The sequence below is a fragment of the Enterococcus sp. DIV0774 genome, assembly GCF_050539095.1.
Classification (GTDB): domain Bacteria; phylum Bacillota; class Bacilli; order Lactobacillales; family Enterococcaceae; genus Enterococcus; species Enterococcus faecalis.
The window spans coordinates 680,010-702,963 of record NZ_CP172923.1 but is presented as its reverse complement, the minus strand read 5'-3'; the positions used below and the strand labels follow the sequence as shown (position 1 = coordinate 702,963).

The window sequence follows — 22,954 nt, the reverse complement described above, 5'->3', positions numbered from 1 at the left end:
GCAGTGTTAAACTGCTTACGCTTCTTTCTATGTGTACGCTCTTATTCGTATGTATTACTTTTATAAAATAACTTTTTGCGAAATTTTTTTCCAAAACGTTTCTTCTTTTGCATCAAATTGAGCTGGTTCCCCGTCAGACAATTTTTCATTTAATAATGATAATTTTTCTTGATGTTTTGCATACTCATCTTTTTTTATTAGCTCTAAACGATACGCACGATCCAAGATCGACTCTCGATAGTTAACATTCATTTTCGTTGCCTTCGCCATTTCTTACATTCCTTCCCAAAATAAATTTTCATTTTTTCGTTAAATTCTTCTATAATTATAACAAAAATATCAGAAAAATAAATATGAAACAAACGATAATTGCGAAAATTTTGTTTTTTCATGCAATTATCGTTCGATTATTTAAGAAATTAAAATTATTAACCAATAATTAATCAATCAGCAAACGCATTAAATGAACATCTAAAAATTCACCTTGGTCTGTTTTGGCGCCTCGAGGCATAATTGCTTCTGTTTCAAACCCTAATTTTTTATAGACGTGAATCGCTCGTTGATTGCGATCCTGTACCGTTAATTCCAAGCGACGAATAACATGACTTTCATGCGCCCAGCGAATAAGTTCTTCCATCAGGATACTGCCCAGTCCATAGCCCCAGTAATGTTTTAAAATACTAATGCCAATTTCACCAATATGCTCCATCCGCTTTTTAGAAGAAGCAGACACAGAAGCGGTCCCAATGATTGCTTCTCCCGCTAATGCCACCAATAAAACATTATTTGGCGATTCATAGAGTGTTGCTAGATTTTCAGCCAATTCTGTTGTCGACATGGCCATTCCTCGCTCATCCATTACCAAATAGGGCGTTTCACTCCCAATTTTTGACATCACAGATAGTAATTGATCCGCATCAGTAGGCACTGCTTCTCGAATAGAAAATGTTTGTTCAGTCATATTCGCGAGCCTCCCACGTTTTCAGAATCTCTGCTATTCTTTCTTCTGCCAATGGACCAGTTCCACGGAATTCAAGAACTCTCTTGTCAGCTTCTTGAGAATCTTTATTTAAAATAATTTCTAAATAATCTTCTGGCAATTCTTCTTCAATCAAGCTGCCCCATTCTACAACGGATAGCCCATCTCCTTCAAAATACTCATCTAACCCTAATTCATCCGCACCCTCTTCAACACGGTAGACATCCATATGGTATAACGGAAGTCGTCCTTGTGGATATTCGCGGATAATCGTATAGGTGGGACTTTTAATCATTTGGGAAATGCCTAATCCTAAAGCAATCCCTTTCGTCATTGTCGTCTTACCGGCCCCTAAATCACCAGTCAGGACAATTACATCACCAGCTTGTGCCTTTTGTCCAATGATTTTAGCAATTGCTTCTGTTTCCAATGGATTATTCAGGACAATGTTCATTTTTTTGCCTCCCATCTGCAAGAATCTATGTATGAAAGTATACCGAAAATTCAATAAGTTGACTAGTGGCAGCTTCAAAAAAATAAAGTTGAGGCCCAAGTGTCCTGGGAACCTCAACTTCTACTTTGCTTATTTATCATGCTTCGACATAGTTAATTAGTCGTTCATTAATGTTTGAGCAGCTGTAATGATTGATAATTTATAAACATCTTCTTCGTTTGCACCACGTGATAAATCAGAAACTGGTTTGTTCAATCCTTGTAAGATTGGGCCAATTGCTTCAAAGTTACCTAAACGTTGAGCAATTTTGTAGCCAATATTTCCTGATTGTAAATCTGGGAATACAAAGACTGTTGCTTCTCCAGCAACTTTTGAGTTAGGCGCTTTTAATTGTGCAACAGAAGATACATAAGAAGCATCAAATTGTAATTCACCATCAATCGCATATTCAGGTGCTAATTCTTGCGCAATTTTTGTAGCTTCAGCAACTTTTGTTACTTCTGGTGCTTTTGCAGAACCTTTTGTTGAAAAACTTAACAATGAAACTTTTGGTTCAATGTCAAATAATTCAGCTGTTTTGGCACTATCAACAGCAATTTCAGCTAATTCTTGTGCAGTTGGGTTCACGTTAATCGCGCAGTCTGAGAATAAATATCTTTCTTGGTCACGACCACGAATCATTAAGAAGGCACCACTTGTACGGCTTACGCCTGGTTTTGTTTTAATGATTTGTAACGCAGGACGAACTGTATCACCTGTTGAGTGGATAGCACCACTAACCATACCATCAGCAATACCCATGTAAGTTAACATAGTACCGAAATAGTTGACATCTTTTAAGATTTTTTCAGCATCTTCTTTAGTAGCTTTTCCATTACGGCGTTCAACAAATGCTTCGACCATTTCATCCCATTTTTCATAATCATTTGGGTTGATAATAATAAAGTTTGATGTGTTGATTCCACGAGCCATAGCAGCATTTGCGATATCTGTTGGATCACCAATTAAGATTGGTTCTACTAATTCATCAGATTTTAAGCGGGCAGCAGCACCTAAGATTCTAGGATCTGTTGCTTCAGGGAAAACAATTTTGATATTACGGCGTACGACTTTAAATTTTAAGCTATCGAATAATTCCACGATAAACCCTCCAGTTTTATATTTACAAAATCCATCATACACTATTCTCAAAGAAAATAACAGTTTTTTCTAGCTGTATTAGTCAAAAAAACCAATAATCCGATAAACTTTTCACAAACTAACTCTTCTACACTATAACAGCATACACTGTTACATTACACTGTTTCAGGAAGTTGCCAATCAATCGGCGTTTCCCCTAAACGTTCTAGAGCGGCATTCGCTTGAGAAAACGGACGTGAGCCAAAAAAACCACGATGTGCTGACAATGGACTTGGGTGTGGCGATTTGATAATCACATGCCGAGTCGTATCAATCATTTTAATTTTTTCTTGAGCAGGACGTCCCCATAAAATGAAAACAACAGGTTTTTCACGCTCATTCAACTTTTCGATAATGACATCTGTCAGTTGCTCCCACCCTTTACCTCGATGGGAATAGGCTTGACCTGCCCGAACGGTCAACACAGTATTTAATAATAACACGCCTTGTTTAGCCCAGCTTTCTAAAAAGCCATGGTTGACGGGTTGGTATCCTAAATCAGCTTGTAATTCTTTGTAAATATTCGCAAGAGATGGCGGCACTTTCACACCTGGCTGGACAGAGAAACTTAGTCCGTGTGCTTGATTGGGTCCATGATATGGGTCTTGTCCCAAAATTACTACTTTTACTTCTTCAAAAGGGGTCAGTTCTAACGCTGAAAATAAATGATACATATCTGGATAAATCGTTTGTGTCTGATATTCTTTTTTCAAAAATTCCCGCAATTCTTGATAATACGGTTTTTCAAATTCAGCAGATAAAACGGTTTGCCAACTATTGTGAATAATTTCTTTCATAATGCTCACTCCTTCGCTCTCTAAGCATAACGAATTTCTCCAAACCTGACAAGAAATTTCTGGGTACTTTCTCTTGGAAAAACGTGGTAAACTATAGGTAAGCTTTAAATAGATAATGAGGTGTAGAGAATCGATGATTAAATTAATTGCTTCAGATATGGATGGAACACTTTTAGATGCAAAAATGAGCATCACAAATGATAACGCTTCAGCAATTCGCGAAGCGGAACGTTTAGGAATCGAATTTATGGTTGCTACTGGCCGCGCATATACCGAAGCGAAACCCGCGTTAGAAGAAGCTGGAATTGACTGCGCCATGATTACTTTAAACGGCGCCCAAGTGTTTGACAAAGATGGACACTCACTTTTCACGGCTGGGATCGAAAAAGAAACAGTAACAGAAGTACTAACTATTTTGAGTCAACACAATGTTTACTATGAAATCTCTACAAATAAAGGTATTTTTTCTGAACATCAAGAAAAAAGAATTGAAAACTTTGCCGCTCATATTGCAGAATCCATGCCCCATTTAACTTATAAAGTAGCGATTGCCATGGCTTCAGCACACCTATCTTTATTGCATATTACCTATGTCGATCGTTTAGACGACATTCTAAAAGATGATTCGATTGAAGTCCTTAAGATTATTGGCTTCAGTATGGATGGGCCGAAAGTATTAGGTCCTGCTGGGATGGAAGTAGAAGAACTAGATGATTTGGTTGTTACCTCTTCTGCGCTTAATAATATTGAAATTAACCACCGCCTAGCACAAAAAGGGATTGCGGTTGCGCGCGTCGCTAAAGAACGTGGGATTCCCGCTGAACAAGTCATGACTATTGGTGATAATTTAAATGACGTCAGCATGATTCAATGGGCTGGGGTAAGTTTTGCAATGGGCAATGCCGAACTGGAATTAAAAGAATACGCTAAATATGAAACAGCCACTAATTTAGAAAATGGTGTTGGCGAAGCCATCCTGCGTGCAATAAGAGAAGATTTGTAATAAGCACTACCAGTTACAGCACTCATTTATATATAGAAAGGAGATCGTGTCGTGTCTGAATTTTTTATTCAAGAACAACAGTTAGGAAAAGTTACGCGAACCATCGTGAAAGACCAAGCAGGCCGTTCACTTTTTCTATTGGTGGGGCGCTGGGGCACACGAGGAGATGCGCTTTCTTTATATGCAATGAACGGAGAAATTTTAGCCAGTATTAAACAAGTTTCTTGGACTTTTGGTACACGATTTGAGTTATATCAGCGTTTTGAAAAAGTGGGTACTCTACGAAAACTGTTCAATTTGAATGCTGATTTCTATTATGTTCAAGGCCTTCACTGGGCAGTTGTTGGTGATATCAAAGCGCATCAATATTCAATTTATCAAGTCCATAAAAAAATTATGTCAATGGATAAAACCATGCTTTGTACAGGCGACTATTTTGTTTTAACTGTTGCCAATGATGAGGACGCACCGTTGTGCATCTGTATAGCAGCTGTCCTTGACTACTGGTTATATAATAAGAAAAAACAAAAAACTTCCGATGATTTTGGATTAGATTTTGATCCTTTAACGGATTAATGAAAAATAGAGCCTGGGACAAAAATCACTTTGGATTTTTGTCCCAGGCTTAAAAATTGATAAACGGCGGGAACAGAAGCAACTCCTTCGGAAATAAGCCGAAATTATCCAAAAATTATAGAACAATTTTCGGAAATTCCTTCTTATTTCTCGGAGTTAAACGCTTCTGTCCCGACCTCTATTTTTACACTTCTTTTTGCATATGATTGTATAAGTGACCACTAATAGTCATTGTTGTGACATCTTTAAAGCCTTTGCTTGCGTATAACTTTCTCGCCCCTGGATTGTCAAAATCAACATTTAGACCCAAGGCTTGCTTCCCGCTAGCTTTAGCTACTTCAGGTAAAGCATCTAATAACTTAGAACCAATGCCCATTCCACGGAAACGTTCATCCACAGAAATCGTGTCTAAATACCATTCATTAGGCAAGGTTTCTTCTTCAATAAATAGCCGAACATCTTCTGCTAAGCCATGTTTTTTAAAGACTTCTCTTAAAGGTTCATCAATAATCTTTTCATCTTCCGCAGGATAGCCGACAGCAATCCCTGCAACTTCACCTGCATGTTCATAAACTAAAATTCGTTGATAGCCATAGCGATAGGTTGGATACGCCGTTGCCTCTGCTAATAGGTCAATCATTTGTTCTTCTGAGACTTCTTCTAAAATTGGTAACTCCATATCTTTTAAAATAACTAAGACCAGCCGAGCAATCGCTTGACCGTCTTCTTTTGTTGCCGAGCGAATCATTGTAATTCTCCTTTACATTTAACTAAAAAAAAACTGGCTACTATCATTACTGACTTAGCCAATTCCTTTTATCTTGTCTTTAGTATAACAAATTTATTATTGAATTTCTACTGTAACCTGACGTCGTCCCCAAGCAATGCATTGCTCTACCGAATCAAAATGAACATCAATAATATTCCCTTGAATAGCGCCACCTGTATCTCCAGCAATAGCAAAGCCATAACCAGAGACTTTCACTAATGAACCTAGAGGAATTACACTTGGATCGACTGCAACTACATTGCTTTCTTTACTTAAGTCAATACCAGTAGCACTTAGATTACTTGCACCAGCTTCGCGCCAAGAATAAGCAGTTGATTCCATCTGAAGCACACGACCAGAGCCAGTTCCTGGTGTTGATGATTCGCCTGTCGATGATTCTGGCGTTGATGACGATTCGGATGAACTAGCAGAACTTGAAGATTCAGTGCTACTGCTTTCCGTACTTGTAGAAGAGCTTGATGCTTGACTGCTTGACTCTTCAGCAGCTTTGGCTTCTAGTTTAGCCGCCGCATCTGCTTGCGCTTGTTTGTCGGCAGCTGCTTGTTTCTTCGCTGCTTCTGCTTTGGCAGTTTCTGCCGCACGTTTTTTCTGTGCCTCAGCTGCTGCTTTTTCGCTGACTAAGCGTTGTTGCTCTTTTTGTTTGTCTGTCGAAATTTGAGCCAATAATTCTTCATTATTCGCCATTTTTTCTTTTAACTCAGAGACTTTATTATTCATTGAAGAAGCTTCAACTTGTAATTTCTCTTCATTTTGTTTTAAAGTTGTTTGCGTATTTTCAACTTTTTCTTGTAATGCAGCTAACTTTTCTTTTTCGCTAGTTAAGCTTTCAATCTTTTCCCGTTCAAAGTTTTGTAAAACGGTCATGGCGTAGGCCCGATTAAAGAAATCTGATAAATTTTCTGCATCTAATAAGGCTTGCCAAGTACGTTGGTCGCCATTTAATTGAATATCCTTCATACGATCGCCAACAGCTTCTTTACGACGAGAAATATTTTTTTCTGTTTTTTCTATTTCCTCTTTCGAAGTTTTCAACGTATCTTCCGCTTTTGAAATTTGCGTTTTTAAACGTTCGATTTCCGCATATTTAGCATTTACATCGTCTAAGGCTGAATTGATTTCTTTACTAATTAACTCCCCAGATTGTTTCGCTTGCGCTTCTTTTTCTTGCAACGAATCAAGTGATTCTGCTGCCGCAGCGACTGGAAGTCCAAAATTGATAAGCATCATTGTTGTTAAAAATGGTATCAACTTTTTAACCTTCACTAAATCCAACACCTTTCCTAACTTATCTAAAACACCTACTCATTATACTAGTCAGGAGGGCTTGTTTTATTTCAATCATGTTACAATTTGTTACAATTTAAATGCAACTCTTTTTTTATCCTGCGTTTATTCATTAGTCCATTTCTATCTCAATTCTTTAAGAATTTCTTAAGACGCCTTAAAAACTAGCTTTTGACGATTTTTCTTTTTTTCATCCCATTAGACCATTGATTGAAATATTTTGTAATATTTTTTGTTAATTATTGGCCTTTTTTCTTCAAATCTTCTAAGAGATGCCGCACTTCTTTGGAATTTTTAATGTTTTTTAAAGTTAGTTTTGGGTAATTGTTAATAAAACGACGTTGTTGGAAATTTAATCGATTTTGGAAATGCTCTTTTTTGGTTCGTTCTTTTAACTTCTGCCAATCAGCTGTAGCGATTTCCATTTTTGTGTTCAACCGTTGCTTAAATTCTTGTTGGTTCGTTTCCAACGTTTGGCCCATCTCGGTAATAAGTTTTTTGAAACCTTGCATGTTCAGCAACGTATAAATTAAGTCAAGCCCCATTACAATCACTATGCAAAGTGCTAAGTAGTTGCCAAAGGTTGCTTGTAAAAAGCTGACAACTTTGGCGATTTCTGGTTGAATAACTTTGACAATCAAGACACACCCCAATCCCCAAAAAAGAGAAACCGGTAAAGCCACGCGACCGTTTAAATTAAAAGGTACATCATGATAATCCCACCAAGAGGCATGGAACAATTTTTCCAAGCCATAACTAGTGACATATTCTAAAATCGTCACTAAAACAGCCGATCCGACATACAATACCAAGAGATTGTTCTCAAAGGGTTCCACAAAATAGAGAACGCTTAAGACCCCAAATCCATAAATAGGACAATAAGGCCCTACCAAAAATCCTCGATAAACAAATTTTTTGGCTTTTAATGAACAATACACCGTTTCCCATAACCAGCCGATAAAGGAATAAATAAAAAATAACAAAATAACCTGACTCATTTTTTCCACGTTTCTGTCACACTCCACTTCTTTGCGCTTTTCTTCTATTTTAACAGAAGTTGAGAAAATGTAGCGAACAACTTTCTTTCATTGAAAGATTAGGCTACAATGAGAGCAGCAAAGGGAGGAATCTTATGTTTGGTTTATTGAAATACGCAAAAAATTATCGAAAACAAATTATCCTCGGTCCAGTCTTCAAATTTTTAGAAGCTTGTTTCGAGTTAGTCTTGCCCTTATTCATGGCTCACTTAGTCGATGTCGGTATTCGTCAAAACGACCGACAGACTGTCATAGAAATGGCCCTCTGGATGCTTGTTATGTCGTTAGTTGGTTTATTTTTTGTCATGATTTGTCAATACTATGCTTCAGTCGCTTCGCAAGGTTTTGGGACGGAGCTAAGAAATCAATTAATGAAGAAAATTAATCAGCTTTCACACAAAGAATTGAATAGTTTTGGTACAGATACCCTCATCACCCGGATCACAAACGATATCAACCAGCTTCAATTAGCTTTAGCGATGTTTATTCGGTTGGTCATTCGGACACCTTTTTTAAGTATCGGTTCTGTGGTGATGGCTTTTTACATTGACGTGCAGATGGGCTTTCTTTTCCTATTACTTTTACCAATTTTTAGCCTTATTCTCTTTATTATCATTAAAGTGACTGTGCCTTTATATCAAAAAGTCCAAGAATATTTGGATCGGTTAAACCGTCAAATTAGTCAAAATTTAAGCGGTGTCCGTGTGATCCGTGCGTTTGCTAGAAAGGAAACAGAGCAACGACATGTTGATAAAGCTTCAGATGATTTAGGCGATATTTACATTCGCGTATCGAATGTCTCTGCTTTATTAACACCTTTAACCACTTTGATTATGAATGTTGGAATTTTATTTTTACTTTATTTTAGTGGCTTAAAAGTTTCTTTTGGTTCTCTGCAACAAGGGGAAGTTTTAGCATTGATCAATTATATGAATCAAATGATGCTCGCTTTAATTGTTGCTTCTAATCTCGTGGTAATTTTTACACGAGCCGCAGCTTCCGCAAACCGTGTCAATGAGGTTTTAACTGTAGAAAGCCAGTTAACAGATACACCAGAATCAGCAAAAACATCGCCACAATTTGGTGATATTACCTTTGACCATGTAGATTTTCGCTATGAACCAGAGGCCGGTTTGGCTTTGGAAAATATCAATTTTACGATTCCTAAAGGCTCAATTCTCGGCATCACAGGACCTACCGGCAGCGGAAAAAGTACCTTAACCCAACTCATTCCCAGATTTTATGATGTGAGTGCAGGAAACCTTTTTATTAATGGTATAAATGTGCGCGATTGGCCGCTCTTTACTTTACGCCAACAAGTGGCAAGTGTCCCACAAACTGCCGTCTTATTTACAGGGACTATTCGAGAAAACTTACAATGGGGCAAACCAAATGCAACTGATGAAGACTGTTGGGAAGCATTAGCTATCGCCCAATGTAAAGAATTTGTTGAACAATTAGACCAAGGGTTAGACACGCCTGTTAACGAAGGCGGAAAAAACTTTTCTGGTGGACAAAGACAACGGTTGACCATTGCCCGTGCCTTGATTAGGAAACCGCATTTACTTATTTTAGATGATTCCTTGAGTGCCCTCGACTATCAAACAGATTTGAATCTGCGCCGTGCTTTACAAAAAGAACGAGCAGAGACAACCGTTATTTTAATTTCACAACGCGTGAGTTCGATTGCAACGGCGAATCAAATTTTAGTCCTAGATAGTGGAAAAGTCGCTGGCCTTGGCACCCACGAAGAATTACTTACTTCTTCTAAAGAGTATCAAGAAATCGTTGCGTCACAGGAGGAGGATACCCATGCAAACTAAAAAAATTCATTTTGGTGCCTTCTCACGTTTTAAGCCGTATTTACTACGCTATCCAAAAGAAATTATTGGCGCCTTAATCCTAGGAATTCTCAGTGGTTTTTCGACTGTCCTCATGACTTATTATATAGGTAAATCCGTTGATACAATGGTTGGTAAAGGACAAGTCAATGCTGCGCAACTCATCAAAATTTTAGGTTTATTAGCAGGGATTTTACTCGTAACCGTTCTAAGTCAATGGCTGATTCAACGTCTCGGTAATCGCGTGTCTTATTTATCGACCACACAGCTGAGAAAAGATGCCTTTGCCCATTTAAATCAATTACCATTAAGTTATTATGACCAAACATCACACGGAAATATCGTCAGTCGCTTTACCAACGATATTGACAATATTTCAATGGCTTGCTCGGCTGTCTTCAACCAATTATTTTCTGGCATGGCCACCGTCGTTGTTGCTTTGCTCTTTATGATTCGGCTAAGTCCCCTGCTCACATTAGTGGTTCTTATCAGTACGCCGATTATTTTTATTGTAAACTGGCTTGTTGCAAAAGCTTCACAAAAAAACTTTGCTGCACAACAAACGATTGTTGGTGAAATTTCCGGCTTCGTTTCAGAAATGGTTGGCAACCAAAAAATTGTTAAAGCCTTTCAACAAGAACAAGCTACGCAAGAAACATTTGAAGCATTGAATCAAACGTTGTATGAAAAAGGACAGAAGGCTCAGTTTTCTTCCTCCTTAACCAACCCACTTTCTCGATTTATCGACCATTTATCTTACTTATCGATTGGATTAGTCGGTGGCTTGTTAGTTTTAAGTGGCAATCCTTTAGTCACAGTTGGTGTTATTTCCAGTTTCACCATTTACTCTAGTCAGTTTTCTAAACCTTTTATTGAACTCTCAGGAATCACCAACCAAATCCAAGCAGCCTTAGCTGGATTGGAACGTACTTTCGATATGATGGATCAACCAGTTGAACGTCCTGATGCCCCGAACGCAATTGTTTTGAAAGAAGCGCGAGGCCGTGTTGAATTTAAAGACGTTGATTTTTCTTACACGCCGACGCGACCTTTAATCGAAAACTTTAATTTAATTGCTGAACCAGGAGAAACAATTGCCATTGTTGGGCGAACTGGTGCGGGTAAATCAACATTAGTGAATTTGTTAATGCGCTTTTACGAGGTCGACCGTGGCCAAATTACGGTTGATACTCACGACATTACTCAAATTACTCGGGATAGCTTACGAAAAAGTTTTGGCATGGTTCTCCAAGATACTTGGCTATTCGATAGTTCCATTCGGGAAAATTTAACGTACGGAAATCCCGAAGCCTCTGACGAAGAAATTATAGAAGCCATGAAAAAAGCCCATATTTTTGATTTCGTCATGCGTTTACCTCAAGGACTAGATACCGAGATTGGTTCCCAAGGCGTTAAAATTTCTGAAGGACAACGACAATTAATGACTATTGCACGCACGATGATTAGTAATCCGCCGATGCTTATTTTAGATGAAGCGACCAGTTCAGTTGATACATTGACCGAGCAAAAAATTCAGGATGCTTTTTTACAAATGATGACTGGCCGGACCAGTTTTGTTATTGCCCATCGCTTAGCAACAATCAAAAGTGCTGAAAAAATTCTAGTTATGGACAATGGTCAAGTAGTTGAAATTGGCACCCATGACGAATTATTGCAAAAAGAACAGGGTTATTATCGTGACCTTTACGAAGCACAGTTTAATCAAAAAGCACAATAAAAAAGAGTCACTTTTCTGGGATGATGAAAAGTGACTCTTTTAATTTTAAATTTATTGATCTAATTCAGATAATGGTTTTCCAAATAAACGTTTAAAGGGAATTTTATTGCCTAAATAATAAGTGGCAATTACTTGAATAGGAAAGAAAATAACTGTTTTAATTAAGCGTGGCACCCACCAAGCAAAATTTGCTAGATTGACGCCATACATTAAACTTAACCACAAAGGAGTTAAAATGATATTAATTAAAACGGTGACCAACAATGTCGCCAAAATCACTCGTTGCCATGTCATTTCTTTCTTATAATAGAAATAACCATAAATAGCACCAGCCAAAAAGGCATTTAAAGTAAACCCAGGAAAATAGCCTGCCTTTGGAAAAAGCAGCATTCCTACCACATCAGCCACCGCCGTGCCGATTCCAGCCCAAAAAGGTCCGAAAATCATCCCAATCAATGATTCTGGGATAAACGTGAAACTGATTTTTAAAAACGTTGTTTCATACGCAAAAAAGCGTGAAAAGACAACGACCACCGCAATGAGTACGCCCATTAACGCAATGGATTTTGTGCCAAATTTTTTCTTTGTCATTTTTAGCATCTCCTCTAAGAGCTGCTACATGACGAACCATGCAGCGAATGCGAAAACAAAACCGCGAACATTAAAAAGCTGAACGTGTTGTTCTGATGATAAGCAAAGTAAGAACCTTTGCTTTCTAGCAACACACTGTTTATGTTCTTCGTCCAAAAGGCAACATCCCATCCTTTTAGCACTTAACGCTTTGTCTCCTACTCTGTTATTTTATTTGGACAAAAGTCCTCATAAAATATACCACAAAATAGTCAAAATAACCATTAAGGTTCTCTAAAAAGCTAACGGTCGACGATCCCCTTCATGGATAACCTCACGGAAGTCCGCAAACCCCGCCTCGACACCTCTCAAAAGAATTTCAGCACTGCCGATATTGGTCGCTAAAGGAATTTCATAGACATCACTTAGACGAATCAAAGCCGTCACGTCTGGTTCATGCGGTTGTGCGGAAAGAGGATCTCTTAAAAAAATAACTAAATCAATGTTGTCTTCTGATATCATTGCGCCAATCTGTTGATCCCCACCTAATGGCCCCGATTTAAAACAATGCACGGGTAGGCCAGTTGCTTCCATCACTTTCATGCCTGTCGTCCCTGTTGCATACAATTCATGTTTTTCTAAAATATGTTTATAAGCGGTTGCTAGTTTGATCATTAATGTTTTTTTACGATCATGAGCGATTAAAGCGATTTTCATGTTATCCAACTCCTGTCTTTGTTATATTATAACAAAAGTTTATCGATAAATCCGCTGAGAGTGTTTGCCCTTTGTCACCTTGACGAAAAAGTCTTCTTTTTCTTGTGCAACTCTCCCTTGCTGAAAGATAGCGTTTTCATTTAAACTATGAGTAACAAATCAAAAAGAAAAGAGTGACGTATCAAATGGTGGAAATGGCGCTTAGAAATGTGTATAAAAAATATGACAATGCAGAACATTATTCTGTTACAGATTTTAACTTAGAAATTACAGACCGTGAATTTATCGTCTTTGTCGGACCTTCTGGTTGCGGTAAATCAACAACATTGCGAATGATTGCTGGCTTAGAAGATATTACTGAAGGTGAATTATCAATTGGGGACAAAGTCATGAATGACGTTGCACCGAAAGATCGTGATATTGCCATGGTTTTCCAAAACTATGCGCTTTACCCGCATATGACTGTTTTTGATAACATGGCCTTTGGTTTAAAACTAAGAAAATATGATAAAGCTGAAATTAAAAAACGGGTGGAAAATGCTGCGGATATTCTGGGTTTAACAGAGTACTTACAACGTAAACCTGCGGCGCTTTCTGGTGGACAACGCCAACGTGTTGCACTTGGCCGAGCAATTGTCCGTGATGCCAAAGTCTTTTTAATGGATGAACCTTTATCAAACTTGGATGCAAAATTACGTGTAGCCATGCGTGCTGAAATCGCTAAACTACACCAACGTTTAGAAACTACGACAATTTATGTGACACATGACCAAACCGAAGCGATGACCATGGCTGACCGAATCGTAATTATGAAAGATGGCTTTATTCAACAAATTGGTTCACCAAAAGAAGTTTACAATACACCTAAAAATATGTTCGTAGCAGGGTTCATCGGCTCACCTGCCATGAATTTCTTCAAAGTTACCTTAAACAATGGGGTTATTTCTAACCAACATGGCTTAAAACTAGCAATTCCTGAAGGAAGAAACAAAGAGCTTGTTGAACATGGTTATGAAGGCAAAGAATTAATTTTCGGTATTCGTCCAGAAGATATTCATAGCGAACAAGTGGCTTTAACGGCAATGAAAGATGCGGTGATTAAATCTGAAGTCGTTGTTTCTGAATTATTAGGGGCTGAATCCATGCTTTATACAAAAATTGGTGATACAGAGTTTATCTCAAAAGTAGATGCTCGTGACTTCCACCATCCTGGTGAAATGATTGACTTAGCTTTTGATATTAACAAAGGACATTTCTTCGACCCTCAAACAGAAGAAGTCATTAAATAAAAAAATCTCGAGGCATCCGTCGCAATGACGGATGCCTCGATTGTTTCTCTTTATGCTAATTTAACCTTCTTCTTTATCACTTTGGGTTGTTTTGCTTCTGTAAAAGTTGGAATATCTACATGTTTACTTAAGGTACTTGCTAAAAAGTAGGCAATACTGAAATCCACCAAACTATGAATTAATCCACCAACGCCCATCAAAAGAAAAATAGAATACATGAAGCCGGCTGTATAATAGGTTCCTGGCAAGTTGCCCATTGTGTAAAATACAGAAACAACCACTAGCTCGGCAGCGGAATGAATCACTCCAATTCCCACGTTAAACAACTGTAATTTCCCATTTAATAAAGTGAATTTCCCCTCTTTATTGATTAAAATTTCTGGATGCTTTTGTAAAATCACTGCGCCAATGACTGCAAAAATCAAATGAGATAAGGCCCGCAAAGCAATAATCGGTGTTGCGGATAAGAAAAAACCAAAACCTGTTCCTAGACTAACCGCAATTGCCACCACTGGAGAAATAAACATGGCAATAAAAACTGGGACGTGACTTGCTAATGTAAAACTGGCTGGACCAATGGTAATTCTTGGCATAACCATTGGAATGATAATCCCCATTGCAATTAAAAGTGCTGAAATTGTTAAACGTTTTACTGAGTTTGTTTTCATTAAAACTGCCTCCTGAAGGTGTCATGACACCTTTTGTTTTTCTCAAGTGTAGCTGAACAGCCGCAATGTGTCAAGACACATAAAAGAACTTTCTGTTATTTCTCATAAATAACAGAAAGTTCTTTTTTATACTGGTTTATTTTTTTCTAAAGCATTACTTAGACGAGCGAATTCTTCTAAAGACAATGTTTCACCACGTCTAGAAGGATCAATTTCTGCTTCAGCTAGGCTCTCTTTTAGCCAAGCTACCGTTTGTTCATCTTTCCCATAAAAATGCGTTAAGTTATTCCACAATGTTTTGCGTCTTAATTGGAAACTGGCTTTGGTTAATTTGAAAAATTCTTTTTCATTGGTCACTGTCACCGCTGGTGTAGCACGGCGCGTCAATTTAATAATCGCCGAGTCAACATTGGGTTGCGGCACAAAAACTGTTTTTGGCACAATAAAGGCGACACTTGCTTCCATAAAATATTGGACAGCAATTGATAATGAGCCATAAGCTTTCGTTCCTGGTTTAGCAGCAATTCGATCAGCGACCTCTTTTTGCATCATCACAACCATTTCGGCTACATCTAAAGAAGATTCTAAAAAATGCATCATAATTGGCGTAGTAATATAGTAAGGTAGGTTAGCTACCACTTTAATCGGATACTTCTCTTGAAAAACTTGGTTGGTTGTCTCGACCAAATCAGCTTTTAAAACATCCTGATGAACCACTGTCACATTATCATAGCGACTTAAGGTATCCGCTAAGACAGGAATCAAGCGATCATCAATCTCAAAAGCCACAACTTGTGCCGCGTTCATCGCTAATTGCTCTGTTAATGCACCAATTCCAGGCCCGACTTCGACAACATTTGTCTGCTGATTAATTCCCGCTGTTTCTACAATTTTTCTTAAAATATTAGGCTCTGTCAAAAAATTTTGACCTAAACTCTTTTTAAATGAAAATCCATGCTTTTTTAGTATTTCTTTGGTTCTGGATGGTGTGGCAATTTCTTTATAGTCCGTCACGCTTGTTCCTCCATGTAGTTATTCTTCGTTTGCAAGTTCTTTTAAAATACGTGTCATGCTTTCTTTCAATTCTGCTTCTGTAATCCGAAACATGCTTAACCGTTTGACTAACTGTTTGCTATTTGTATAGCCAATTCTTAGGTCATCTCCTAATAATTCACGGTATTTTTTGGCATTTGCTCCCGCTATTAAACCATATTCAACTAGTGTTTGTCTAGGAATTTCTTGATAGTCTTCATCAGCTTGAACAGGTGTTACGACTTTTTTTAAGGCTTCAATAATTGCTTCATCACTAGCATGTTCAACCCCTAGGCTACCGCCATTTTTTTTAGGCACTGCAACTTTTCTTGATAAAAAAGCATGCTTTGCATCAGGAACGACTTCCATTATTGTTTTACGAATTTTTTCGCCCGAATAGTCTGGATCTGTAAAAATAATCACGCCTCTCGTTTCTTGTGCGTGTTCAATTTGTGTCAAAATTTCATCATTGATAGCAGAGCCAATCGTTTCAATCGTATCTGCTGTAACTACCTCTTGAATGCGGCGTGTGTCGTCTTTTCCTTCAACGACAATGATTTCTGCAACTTTCATTTTTTCCTTCATTTATCTATCCGAAACAAGCGATGAGCGTTGACTCTCGTTTGTTCTGCCACTTCTTCAAAGGTTAGTTGACGCAATTCAGCAATTTTTTCCACTACGTATCGTGTATAGCCTGGTTCATTCCGTTTACCACGATAAGGAACAGGGGCTAAATAGGGTGCATCTGTTTCCACCAACATTCTTTCGAGTGGTACCGCCATCGCCGCTTCTTGAACATCCAATGCCTTTTTAAACGTTACGACTCCACTAAAAGAAATATGCAAACCTAAATCTAAAAATTTCTTCATCCACTCAGCATCGCCACTGAAACTATGCATGATTCCACCAATATCTGAAATTTTTTCATCTTTTAAAATTCGATAGGTATCTTCTAATGCCTCTCTCGTATGCACACTAAACGGTAAATTCATTTCCCGAGCAATCGCAATTTGACGGCGAAAGACTTTTTCTTGCACCTCTTTAGGATCCTCCATCCAGTAATAATCAAGACCGATTTCACCTAATGCGACAATTTTTGGCAACGTTAATTGTTCTTGTAATCGTCGTTCAACCTCTGGCGTATAGCTACCCGCTTCTGTTGGATGCCAACCAATGATACTATAAATATTGGCATATTCCTGACTAAGTGAAAGAGATTTTTCAATCGTTGGTTCATCAAAACCGACCACGGCCATCTCTGTAACACCCAATTCTTGGGCATGTGCAATCGTTTCTGGAATATCATCATTAAATTGTTCTGCATTCAAATGTGTATGTGTATCAAAAATCATTATGATTGCCTCCTTTATCTCCTCTCTACTTTATCATATTTCTTGAAAAATCTGAATGACTAGGCGACAAGATTCGCCATTTCCTCATAAACAGCGCTTGCATTTATGCTAAAAGTAACGTATACTATTCAGTCATGTTATTAAAAGGAGGAATCTCCATGACCGATGAAAAAATTTATGAACAACAGCATTTAACAATGGTTTATCATGAGCTGCAAGCGGCTAAAAAAGTTTACGAAGAGCAATTGGCGAACACAATGAAAGATGGCAAACATATGCTAGAGGAATTTGGTCGCGATTCTAAGCTGAATTTTGATAGTTATGCCGATAATCTAGAAACGTTTGCCATGTTGGAAATGAAGAACCGTGAAATTGATCAGTGGAACTTAAAAAATGAAGCAACGGCTAAAAATTTAGACAAAGTGAAACGCCTATTACAAGTTCCTTATTTTGGTAAAATTGGCGTGACTTTTGAAGACAGCCCTGAAGAGCCAGAAAACTTTTATATCGGCGTAAACGATTTTACTTCTTTAGAAGAAGAAACGCGCATTCACGATTGGCGCTCACCGATTGCTTCGTTATTTTATGACAATGTTTTAGGAAAAACAGCCTACATGGCACATCAACAAACCATTCCAGTACAACTTGATTTGAAAAGACAGTTAATTATTGAAAAAGATCAATTAATCAACTATTTTGACACAACCATTGCGATTCAAGATGATGTGTTATTGCATTCTTTAGAAGAAGATGCTTCTCCTTATATGAAGGACATTACGACAACCATTCAACAAGAACAAAATCAAATAATTCGTGACGAAACGCAGCCACTCCTACTAGTCAACGGGATTGCTGGTAGTGGGAAAACGTCTGCGATTATGCAACGGATTGCTTATTTACTTTATCAACATCGAGCAGAAATTACAGCGGATAATATTTTATTACTTTCACCAAATTCAACATTTATTGATTATATTTCTCAAGTTTTACCGAATTTAGGCGAACGAAATCCCTTGAATTTGACTCTTTTACAATTTTTGCGCTTCACTACCAAAGAAGCATGGCCAATGGAAGAAGAAACGGACTATTTCGAACGCATTACTCGCTCTGAGGCAACGGAGCAAGAGCACGTTATTCGTTCAAAAGAATTTGCAACGTTTCTTTTAAGCAATCCTGAAAAAGCGGTTGTGCAGCCACATTTTTTCCGTCCTTTAACTTTTAAAAAGCAGACCTTATTTACTTCAGAAACAATTTTTAAACTTTATCAAGAAACACCAGCTGATTTGAGTATTCGCCAACGAATTTCAGCCACAAAAGAAAAATTAACCAGTCTTTGGACACGGTACTTATTAAAACAAGCCCATTCTAAAAAAATGTTGGATCAATTCCAAGATTTAACAGAAGCTGAACAAATTCGTTATTTTGGCACAGTGATTACCGAAGATAATGAAAAACATCTGGCTGATTTTGCTTTAAAACGTTTGAAGAAAAAATATCGCTCTATCACTGCCGCTATTAAAAATGATGCTTGGCTAGATCAATGGGCCTTTTTTGAAACGTTTTATTCTTTATTCACTGAAAAATCGTATCAAAAAGAGACAGCTGTTTTCACAGCCGATGAAATTGTGGCCCTTATTTTGGTGAAACATGCATTTATTGAAAACCTCGCCAACCAGCAAATGGCTTTTATCCTAGTCGATGAAGTCCAAGATTATACAGAAGCCCAATTATTATTACTGCTGACACTTTTCCCTAAAGCTAGTTTTACTTTAGCTGGTGATGAAAATCAAGCCATTTTTAATACAGCCATTGAATTTTCTGAAGCCCATGATTTATTGGTTAACGAAACCAGCCGTTCTGTTGGAACCTATCAATTATTAAACAGCTATCGTTCAAGTAAAGAAATTACACGACTCTTCCAAACATTAGGCACTCAACCAGAGCAATTAACCATTGTGCCCATCCGGCATGATGGAGAAAAGCCGACATTTATTCCTTGTGACTCTGCGTCTGACTATCTTAAAGCAATCGTCACTTCCATTGCAACTTTTGATCCGAAAGAAAGCACCGCCATTATTACTAAAACTTTTGCAGAAAAAGAACAATTAACAAAAGAACTTAGTGCTTCTCTTTCATTGGAAGAACATCCGTCACTGCAAGTTTTATCAATTGATATGGCAAAAGGTCTAGAATTTGATAATGTAATTCTTCATAACCCAAATGTTAATCGTTATTCCGACAATAAACGAGATAAAAAAATCCTGTATACTGCTATTTCTCGTGGAATGAAACGGGTCGTTTTACCTTATACCGGCACACTTTCTGAATGGTTTACACTTTACTTGGCAGCCCAGTAACTGAGACTTAAGGCGGATTTTATTTTTAGAAAAACCACTTATAATAGACGAGTAGGTACTGCTTTTTAATTAGCAGACCTACTCGTTTGTTGTCTCTTAAGTTGAGAGGAGCGTGATAAGGTGAAACAATCACCTGATTTAGAAAATTTTTTAAAAACCTCTATCCAAAAAAATGTAACTATTGAGCGAAAACAACAAAACCAAACCATTTGGCACTGGCTACTGCTTATTTTATTTGGCTTGCTAACCTTTGGCTCACTGACACAGCAGTTACTCCTAATTGGCTTGTTTACACTTATTGCCGCTATTGTTAAAGGTCCCTTAATGCTCGTCTGGGGAACCATCTATTCGGCGTTAGTGGCTTTGTTTCCACCTTTTGCTTTAGTCCTATCTTTACTTTTTTTTATAATTAATTTAGGCACCGTTATGAAAAGTTGGCGTATTACTTTAACAAGTGCTTACTTTTATCTAATTCCTTTAGGTTTTAGTCTCTTGAAAACGACCGACTGGGTATCAACGCCTTATTTCCTGACAGGCTTGGCTTTGTTAAGTATTTTAGGGCTGCATTTTATATTAGAGTGGCTCTATAAAAATAATAGCTTAGGCCGCTTACTCACGTGGCAAATTATCAGTGTCCCTTTTTCACTCTTACTGATCATTTTACCAAGTCGCCTAACGAAAGGCCGTTTTGGTAAAAAACGAATACCTAAAAAAGTGAAACTCTAAAATAGAAAAGCCTAGGAAAAATCGCAAATGATTTTTTCTAGGCTTTTCTTCGATTCTTTTAATTTAAAAATTCGTTGATTTTCGATTTTAGGACGTCGATAATATTATTTACTTCTATATCGCCACTTTCTATTTTTTTCCACAAAACAAAGCCCCAAATAATTATATTTATCGTAACTAAAGCACCAATAATACGTTTATTCCTAGCAGATGTATAGGCCTTTCTCCATTTTGGATCATTTTTACGTCTTTTTAAAAATTCATAAGTATGATAAGCCATCAAACTTCCCCCACATCAAATCACTTTTCTTCTAGTATACAAAAAAAGTAGTAAAGATAAAAGGTTACAATTCACCTTTTATCTTTACTACTTATGCTTTTATGCGATTCCTGCACCATTTGGCATTTCTTTTGGTGCTTCAACAATTTGAAGTTTACCTTCTGGTGATTCAGCTGAAAGAATCATTCCTTGGCTAATTTGACCACGCATTTTTCTTGGTTTTAAGTTAGCCACAATGACTACTTTTTTGCCAATTAGCGCAGCTGGATCTGGATAAAATTCAGCAATACCTGAAAGAATTTGACGATGGTTTTCATCTCCAGCATCTAAACGGAATTGCAATAATTTATCTGCTCCTTTGACTTTTTTACAGTCAATAACTTCGGCAACTTTTAATTCCACTTTATCGAAATCATCGTACTTAATTTGTTTTTCTTTCGTTGAAACTAACGTTGTTTCTTCTGGATTCCATTTAATATCCTCTTCTGTAGCACTTTCGCTTTGGGACATTTTCTTTTGAATATACGTTACTTCTGTTTCAATTTCTAAACGTGGGAAAATAGGTGTTCCTTTACTTGTTACTGTTACGTCTGTTGGGAACTCACCAAAATGAATATTTTCCATGTTCATTGTTTCTGGATCTAAGCCTAATTGTTCGAAAATTTTCCCTGGTGTTTCTGTCATGACTGGTTGCAATAAGATTGCCACAATTCGTAAGCTTTCCGCTAAATGGATCATGACACTTTCTAATTCGTTGCGTTTTTCTTCTTCTTTAGCCAATACCCAAGGCGCTGTTTCATCAATATATTTATTGGCACGAGAAACTAGCGTCCAGATTTCTGCAATGGCCGTATTAAATTCCATTTTTTCCATTGCTTCATGATATTTTCCAATAACATTCGCCGCAGTTGTCGATAGTTCACTATCAAACGGGGTAACTTTTGAAGCATAGGCTGGTACTTTGCCATCACAATATTTATTAATCATCGCAATTGTTCGATTCAACAAGTTTCCTAAGTCATTAGCTAAATCATAATTTAAGCGAGAAACGAAATCTTCTGGTGTAAAGACGCCGTCACTACCAAATGGAATTGCTCGTAATAAATAGTAACGTAACGCATCTAGACCGTAGCGTTCTACTAACATTTCAGGGTAAACAACATTTCCTTTAGATTTAGACATTTTTCCGTCTTTCATCAATAACCAACCATGTCCAAAGACTTTTTTCGGTAATGGTAAATCCAAGGCCATTAACATAATTGGCCAATAAATCGTATGGAAACGCACGATTTCTTTCCCAACCATTTGCACGTTCGCAGGCCAATATTTTTGGAATAATGAATCATCTTCTGAGCCATAACCTAGTGCTGTAATATAGTTTGATAACGCATCAATCCATACGTAAACCACATGTTTTGGATCATTTTTTAATGGAATTCCCCAAGAGAAAGTCGTTCTTGAAACGGCTAAATCTTCTAATCCTGGTTTGATGAAGTTATTTAGCATCTCATTTTTACGAGATTCTGGTTGAATAAATTCTGGATGTTCTTCGTAATATTGTACCAAGCGATCCGCATATTTACTCATGCGGAAGAAATAGGATTCTTCTTTAACTAATTCGACTTCGTGACCACTTGGTGCTTTCCCACCAATGACATTGCCTTCATCGTCACGATATACTTCAGCTAATTGTGTTTCAGTGAAAAATTCTTCATCAGAAACTGAATACCAACCTTCATACTCTCCAAGGTAGATATCTCCTTGTTCTACTAAACGATCAAAAATTTGTTGCACGGCTGCCATGTGATAATCATCCGTTGTCCGAATAAATTTATCATAGCTGATATCTAATGTTTTCCATAATTTTTGAACATCTGCTGCCATTTTATCAACGTACTCTTTTGGTGTCACATTCAACTCAGCAGCTTTTTTTTCAATTTTTTGGCCATGTTCATCCACACCTGTTAAATAAAATACATCAAAACCCATTAAACGCTTGTAACGGGCCATTGCATCGCAGGCGATTGTTGTATATGAATTCCCAATATGTAACTTCCCACTTGGGTAATAAATTGGGGTGGTAATATAAAATGTTTCTTTCTGTGACATACAGAAAAAACCTCCTTTAGTCATTTTCCTAAACCCTCAGGATTTACTCCTAAACAGTATACCATAATTAGACATTATTAAACTATATTTCTTGTCGGTTTTCTCTTGAAAATGAAGAAAATGCCAGAAAGAAAAGAGAGAAACACCTGTCTATTTGACAAGTATTCCTCTCTTTT

The 22,954-nt window shown here is 37.4% G+C and carries 23 protein-coding genes and 1 riboswitch; of the genes, 7 read left to right on the top strand and 16 right to left on the bottom strand.

Going from position 1 to position 22,954, the window contains the following annotated elements:
- Nucleotides 1–60: 60 nt before the first annotated feature.
- From IGL86_RS03440 to IGL86_RS03420, 5 genes are all read right to left on the bottom strand, one after another.
- Nucleotides 61–270, bottom strand: a complete 210-nt coding sequence (locus IGL86_RS03440) for a hypothetical protein (protein ID WP_002355840.1) — start codon at nt 268–270, stop codon at nt 61–63.
- 169 nt (nt 271–439) lie between these two features.
- Complete coding sequence (locus IGL86_RS03435) at nt 440–961, bottom strand: GNAT family N-acetyltransferase (protein WP_033625432.1); 522 nt, start codon at nt 959–961, stop codon at nt 440–442.
- Complete coding sequence (gene tsaE / locus IGL86_RS03430) at nt 954–1,448, bottom strand: tRNA (adenosine(37)-N6)-threonylcarbamoyltransferase complex ATPase subunit type 1 TsaE (RefSeq protein WP_002387026.1); 495 nt, start codon at nt 1,446–1,448, stop codon at nt 954–956. Before tsaE ends, IGL86_RS03435 begins: the two co-directional genes overlap by 8 nt.
- A 141-nt stretch (nt 1,449–1,589) precedes the next feature.
- Nucleotides 1,590–2,573, bottom strand: coding sequence for a phosphate acetyltransferase (gene pta / locus IGL86_RS03425; protein WP_002355836.1), 984 nt, complete (start codon nt 2,571–2,573; stop codon nt 1,590–1,592).
- A gap of 155 nt (nt 2,574–2,728) precedes the next feature.
- Nucleotides 2,729–3,409, bottom strand: a complete 681-nt coding sequence (locus IGL86_RS03420) for a uracil-DNA glycosylase (protein WP_002363309.1) — start codon at nt 3,407–3,409, stop codon at nt 2,729–2,731.
- Nucleotides 3,410–3,542: 133 nt separating this feature from the next.
- Here IGL86_RS03420 and IGL86_RS03415 point away from each other — a divergent pair, with 133 nt between their 5' ends.
- Together IGL86_RS03415 and IGL86_RS03410 are read left to right on the top strand one after the other, a co-directional pair.
- Nucleotides 3,543–4,412 (top strand): Cof-type HAD-IIB family hydrolase, encoded by an 870-nt coding sequence (locus IGL86_RS03415; protein ID WP_002383369.1) that lies wholly within the window; start codon nt 3,543–3,545, stop codon nt 4,410–4,412.
- Between the two features lie 51 nt (nt 4,413–4,463).
- A complete protein-coding gene (locus IGL86_RS03410) occupies nt 4,464–4,988 on the top strand; it encodes an LURP-one-related/scramblase family protein (RefSeq protein ID WP_002355833.1) in 525 nt (174 codons plus the stop codon).
- Between the two features lie 184 nt (nt 4,989–5,172).
- On the opposite strand, the gene IGL86_RS03405 is transcribed toward IGL86_RS03410, so the two are convergent.
- From IGL86_RS03405 to IGL86_RS03395, 3 genes are all read right to left on the bottom strand, one after another.
- The gene (locus tag IGL86_RS03405; protein WP_002355832.1) at nt 5,173–5,736 is read right to left on the bottom strand and encodes a GNAT family N-acetyltransferase; all 564 of its coding nucleotides are present in this window, start codon (nt 5,734–5,736) and stop codon (nt 5,173–5,175) included.
- Between the two features lie 96 nt (nt 5,737–5,832).
- A complete protein-coding gene (locus IGL86_RS03400; protein WP_025192662.1) occupies nt 5,833–7,053 on the bottom strand; it encodes a 3D domain-containing protein in 1,221 nt (406 codons plus the stop codon).
- 248 nt (nt 7,054–7,301) lie between these two features.
- Complete coding sequence (locus IGL86_RS03395; protein WP_002387023.1) at nt 7,302–8,069, bottom strand: putative ABC transporter permease; 768 nt, start codon at nt 8,067–8,069, stop codon at nt 7,302–7,304.
- A gap of 125 nt (nt 8,070–8,194) precedes the next feature.
- On the opposite strand from IGL86_RS03395, the gene IGL86_RS03390 reads away from it, so the two are divergent.
- Both IGL86_RS03390 and IGL86_RS03385 read left to right on the top strand, forming a co-directional pair.
- The gene (locus tag IGL86_RS03390; RefSeq protein ID WP_002363303.1) at nt 8,195–9,922 is read left to right on the top strand and encodes an ABC transporter ATP-binding protein; all 1,728 of its coding nucleotides are present in this window, start codon (nt 8,195–8,197) and stop codon (nt 9,920–9,922) included.
- Nucleotides 9,912–11,678 (top strand): ABC transporter ATP-binding protein, encoded by a 1,767-nt coding sequence (locus IGL86_RS03385; RefSeq protein WP_002355825.1) that lies wholly within the window; start codon nt 9,912–9,914, stop codon nt 11,676–11,678. The genes IGL86_RS03390 and IGL86_RS03385 overlap by 11 nt, the downstream gene beginning before the upstream one ends.
- Nucleotides 11,679–11,729: 51 nt before the next feature.
- Here the strand turns inward: IGL86_RS03385 and IGL86_RS03380 are convergent, their stop codons facing one another.
- Both IGL86_RS03380 and mgsA read right to left on the bottom strand, forming a co-directional pair.
- Nucleotides 11,730–12,278, bottom strand: coding sequence for a folate family ECF transporter S component (locus IGL86_RS03380; protein ID WP_002385065.1), 549 nt, complete (start codon nt 12,276–12,278; stop codon nt 11,730–11,732).
- Nucleotides 12,279–12,308: 30 nt separating this feature from the next.
- Nucleotides 12,309–12,476: riboswitch (THF riboswitch) on the bottom strand.
- Between the two features lie 66 nt (nt 12,477–12,542).
- A complete protein-coding gene (gene mgsA, locus IGL86_RS03375) occupies nt 12,543–12,965 on the bottom strand; it encodes a methylglyoxal synthase (RefSeq protein ID WP_002355823.1) in 423 nt (140 codons plus the stop codon).
- A gap of 185 nt (nt 12,966–13,150) precedes the next feature.
- Here mgsA and IGL86_RS03370 point away from each other — a divergent pair, with 185 nt between their 5' ends.
- On the top strand, nt 13,151–14,254 hold the full coding sequence (locus IGL86_RS03370; protein ID WP_002355822.1) for an ABC transporter ATP-binding protein: 1,104 nt from the start codon (nt 13,151–13,153) through the stop codon (nt 14,252–14,254).
- 50 nt (nt 14,255–14,304) lie between these two features.
- On the opposite strand, the gene IGL86_RS03365 is transcribed toward IGL86_RS03370, so the two are convergent.
- From IGL86_RS03365 to IGL86_RS03350, 4 genes are all read right to left on the bottom strand, one after another.
- Complete coding sequence (locus IGL86_RS03365) at nt 14,305–14,922, bottom strand: hypothetical protein (RefSeq protein ID WP_002355821.1); 618 nt, start codon at nt 14,920–14,922, stop codon at nt 14,305–14,307.
- 126 nt (nt 14,923–15,048) lie between these two features.
- Nucleotides 15,049–15,936 (bottom strand): 16S rRNA (adenine(1518)-N(6)/adenine(1519)-N(6))-dimethyltransferase RsmA, encoded by an 888-nt coding sequence (rsmA, locus tag IGL86_RS03360; protein WP_002358849.1) that lies wholly within the window; start codon nt 15,934–15,936, stop codon nt 15,049–15,051.
- Between the two features lie 18 nt (nt 15,937–15,954).
- Nucleotides 15,955–16,539 carry a ribonuclease M5 gene (rnmV, locus tag IGL86_RS03355; RefSeq protein ID WP_002383361.1) on the bottom strand — a complete coding sequence of 195 codons (585 nt, stop codon included), beginning with the start codon at nt 16,537–16,539 and terminating at the stop codon, nt 15,955–15,957.
- Nucleotides 16,536–17,306 carry a TatD family hydrolase gene (locus tag IGL86_RS03350; RefSeq protein WP_033625404.1) on the bottom strand — a complete coding sequence of 257 codons (771 nt, stop codon included), beginning with the start codon at nt 17,304–17,306 and terminating at the stop codon, nt 16,536–16,538. The genes rnmV and IGL86_RS03350 overlap by 4 nt, the downstream gene beginning before the upstream one ends.
- 134 nt (nt 17,307–17,440) lie before the next feature.
- Here IGL86_RS03350 and IGL86_RS03345 point away from each other — a divergent pair, with 134 nt between their 5' ends.
- The gene (locus IGL86_RS03345) at nt 17,441–19,663 is read left to right on the top strand and encodes a HelD family protein (protein WP_033625403.1); all 2,223 of its coding nucleotides are present in this window, start codon (nt 17,441–17,443) and stop codon (nt 19,661–19,663) included.
- Between the two features lie 120 nt (nt 19,664–19,783).
- Entirely contained in the window at nt 19,784–20,389 is a 606-nt protein-coding gene (locus IGL86_RS03340) for a hypothetical protein (RefSeq protein ID WP_002383359.1), read from the top strand.
- 58 nt (nt 20,390–20,447) lie between these two features.
- Here IGL86_RS03340 and IGL86_RS03335 read toward each other — a convergent pair whose 3' ends face one another.
- Both IGL86_RS03335 and metG read right to left on the bottom strand, forming a co-directional pair.
- Complete coding sequence (locus IGL86_RS03335; RefSeq protein WP_002366304.1) at nt 20,448–20,669, bottom strand: hypothetical protein; 222 nt, start codon at nt 20,667–20,669, stop codon at nt 20,448–20,450.
- 99 nt (nt 20,670–20,768) lie between these two features.
- Nucleotides 20,769–22,778 carry a methionine--tRNA ligase gene (gene metG, locus IGL86_RS03330; protein ID WP_002355813.1) on the bottom strand — a complete coding sequence of 670 codons (2,010 nt, stop codon included), beginning with the start codon at nt 22,776–22,778 and terminating at the stop codon, nt 20,769–20,771.
- Between the last annotated feature and the right edge of the window lie 176 nt (nt 22,779–22,954).

Coding starts and splice junctions, on each gene's coding strand:
- IGL86_RS03390 (WP_002363303.1), top strand. CDS start 8,195: ATGTTTGGTTTATTGAAATACGCAAAAAATTATCGAAAACAAATTATC.
- IGL86_RS03435 (WP_033625432.1), bottom strand. CDS start 961: ATGACTGAACAAACATTTTCTATTCGAGAAGCAGTGCCTACTGATGCG.
- metG (WP_002355813.1), bottom strand. CDS start 22,778: ATGTCACAGAAAGAAACATTTTATATTACCACCCCAATTTATTACCCA.
- rnmV (WP_002383361.1), bottom strand. CDS start 16,539: ATGAAGGAAAAAATGAAAGTTGCAGAAATCATTGTCGTTGAAGGAAAA.
- IGL86_RS03345 (WP_033625403.1), top strand. CDS start 17,441: ATGTTATTAAAAGGAGGAATCTCCATGACCGATGAAAAAATTTATGAA.
- IGL86_RS03365 (WP_002355821.1), bottom strand. CDS start 14,922: ATGAAAACAAACTCAGTAAAACGTTTAACAATTTCAGCACTTTTAATT.
- IGL86_RS03405 (WP_002355832.1), bottom strand. CDS start 5,736: ATGATTCGCTCGGCAACAAAAGAAGACGGTCAAGCGATTGCTCGGCTG.
- IGL86_RS03415 (WP_002383369.1), top strand. CDS start 3,543: ATGATTAAATTAATTGCTTCAGATATGGATGGAACACTTTTAGATGCA.
- IGL86_RS03440 (WP_002355840.1), bottom strand. CDS start 270: ATGGCGAAGGCAACGAAAATGAATGTTAACTATCGAGAGTCGATCTTG.
- IGL86_RS03420 (WP_002363309.1), bottom strand. CDS start 3,409: ATGAAAGAAATTATTCACAATAGTTGGCAAACCGTTTTATCTGCTGAA.
- tsaE (WP_002387026.1), bottom strand. CDS start 1,448: ATGGGAGGCAAAAAAATGAACATTGTCCTGAATAATCCATTGGAAACA.
- IGL86_RS03335 (WP_002366304.1), bottom strand. CDS start 20,669: ATGGCTTATCATACTTATGAATTTTTAAAAAGACGTAAAAATGATCCA.
- IGL86_RS03380 (WP_002385065.1), bottom strand. CDS start 12,278: ATGCTAAAAATGACAAAGAAAAAATTTGGCACAAAATCCATTGCGTTA.
- IGL86_RS03350 (WP_033625404.1), bottom strand. CDS start 17,306: ATGATTTTTGATACACATACACATTTGAATGCAGAACAATTTAATGAT.
- IGL86_RS03385 (WP_002355825.1), top strand. CDS start 9,912: ATGCAAACTAAAAAAATTCATTTTGGTGCCTTCTCACGTTTTAAGCCG.
- IGL86_RS03370 (WP_002355822.1), top strand. CDS start 13,151: ATGGTGGAAATGGCGCTTAGAAATGTGTATAAAAAATATGACAATGCA.
- mgsA (WP_002355823.1), bottom strand. CDS start 12,965: ATGAAAATCGCTTTAATCGCTCATGATCGTAAAAAAACATTAATGATC.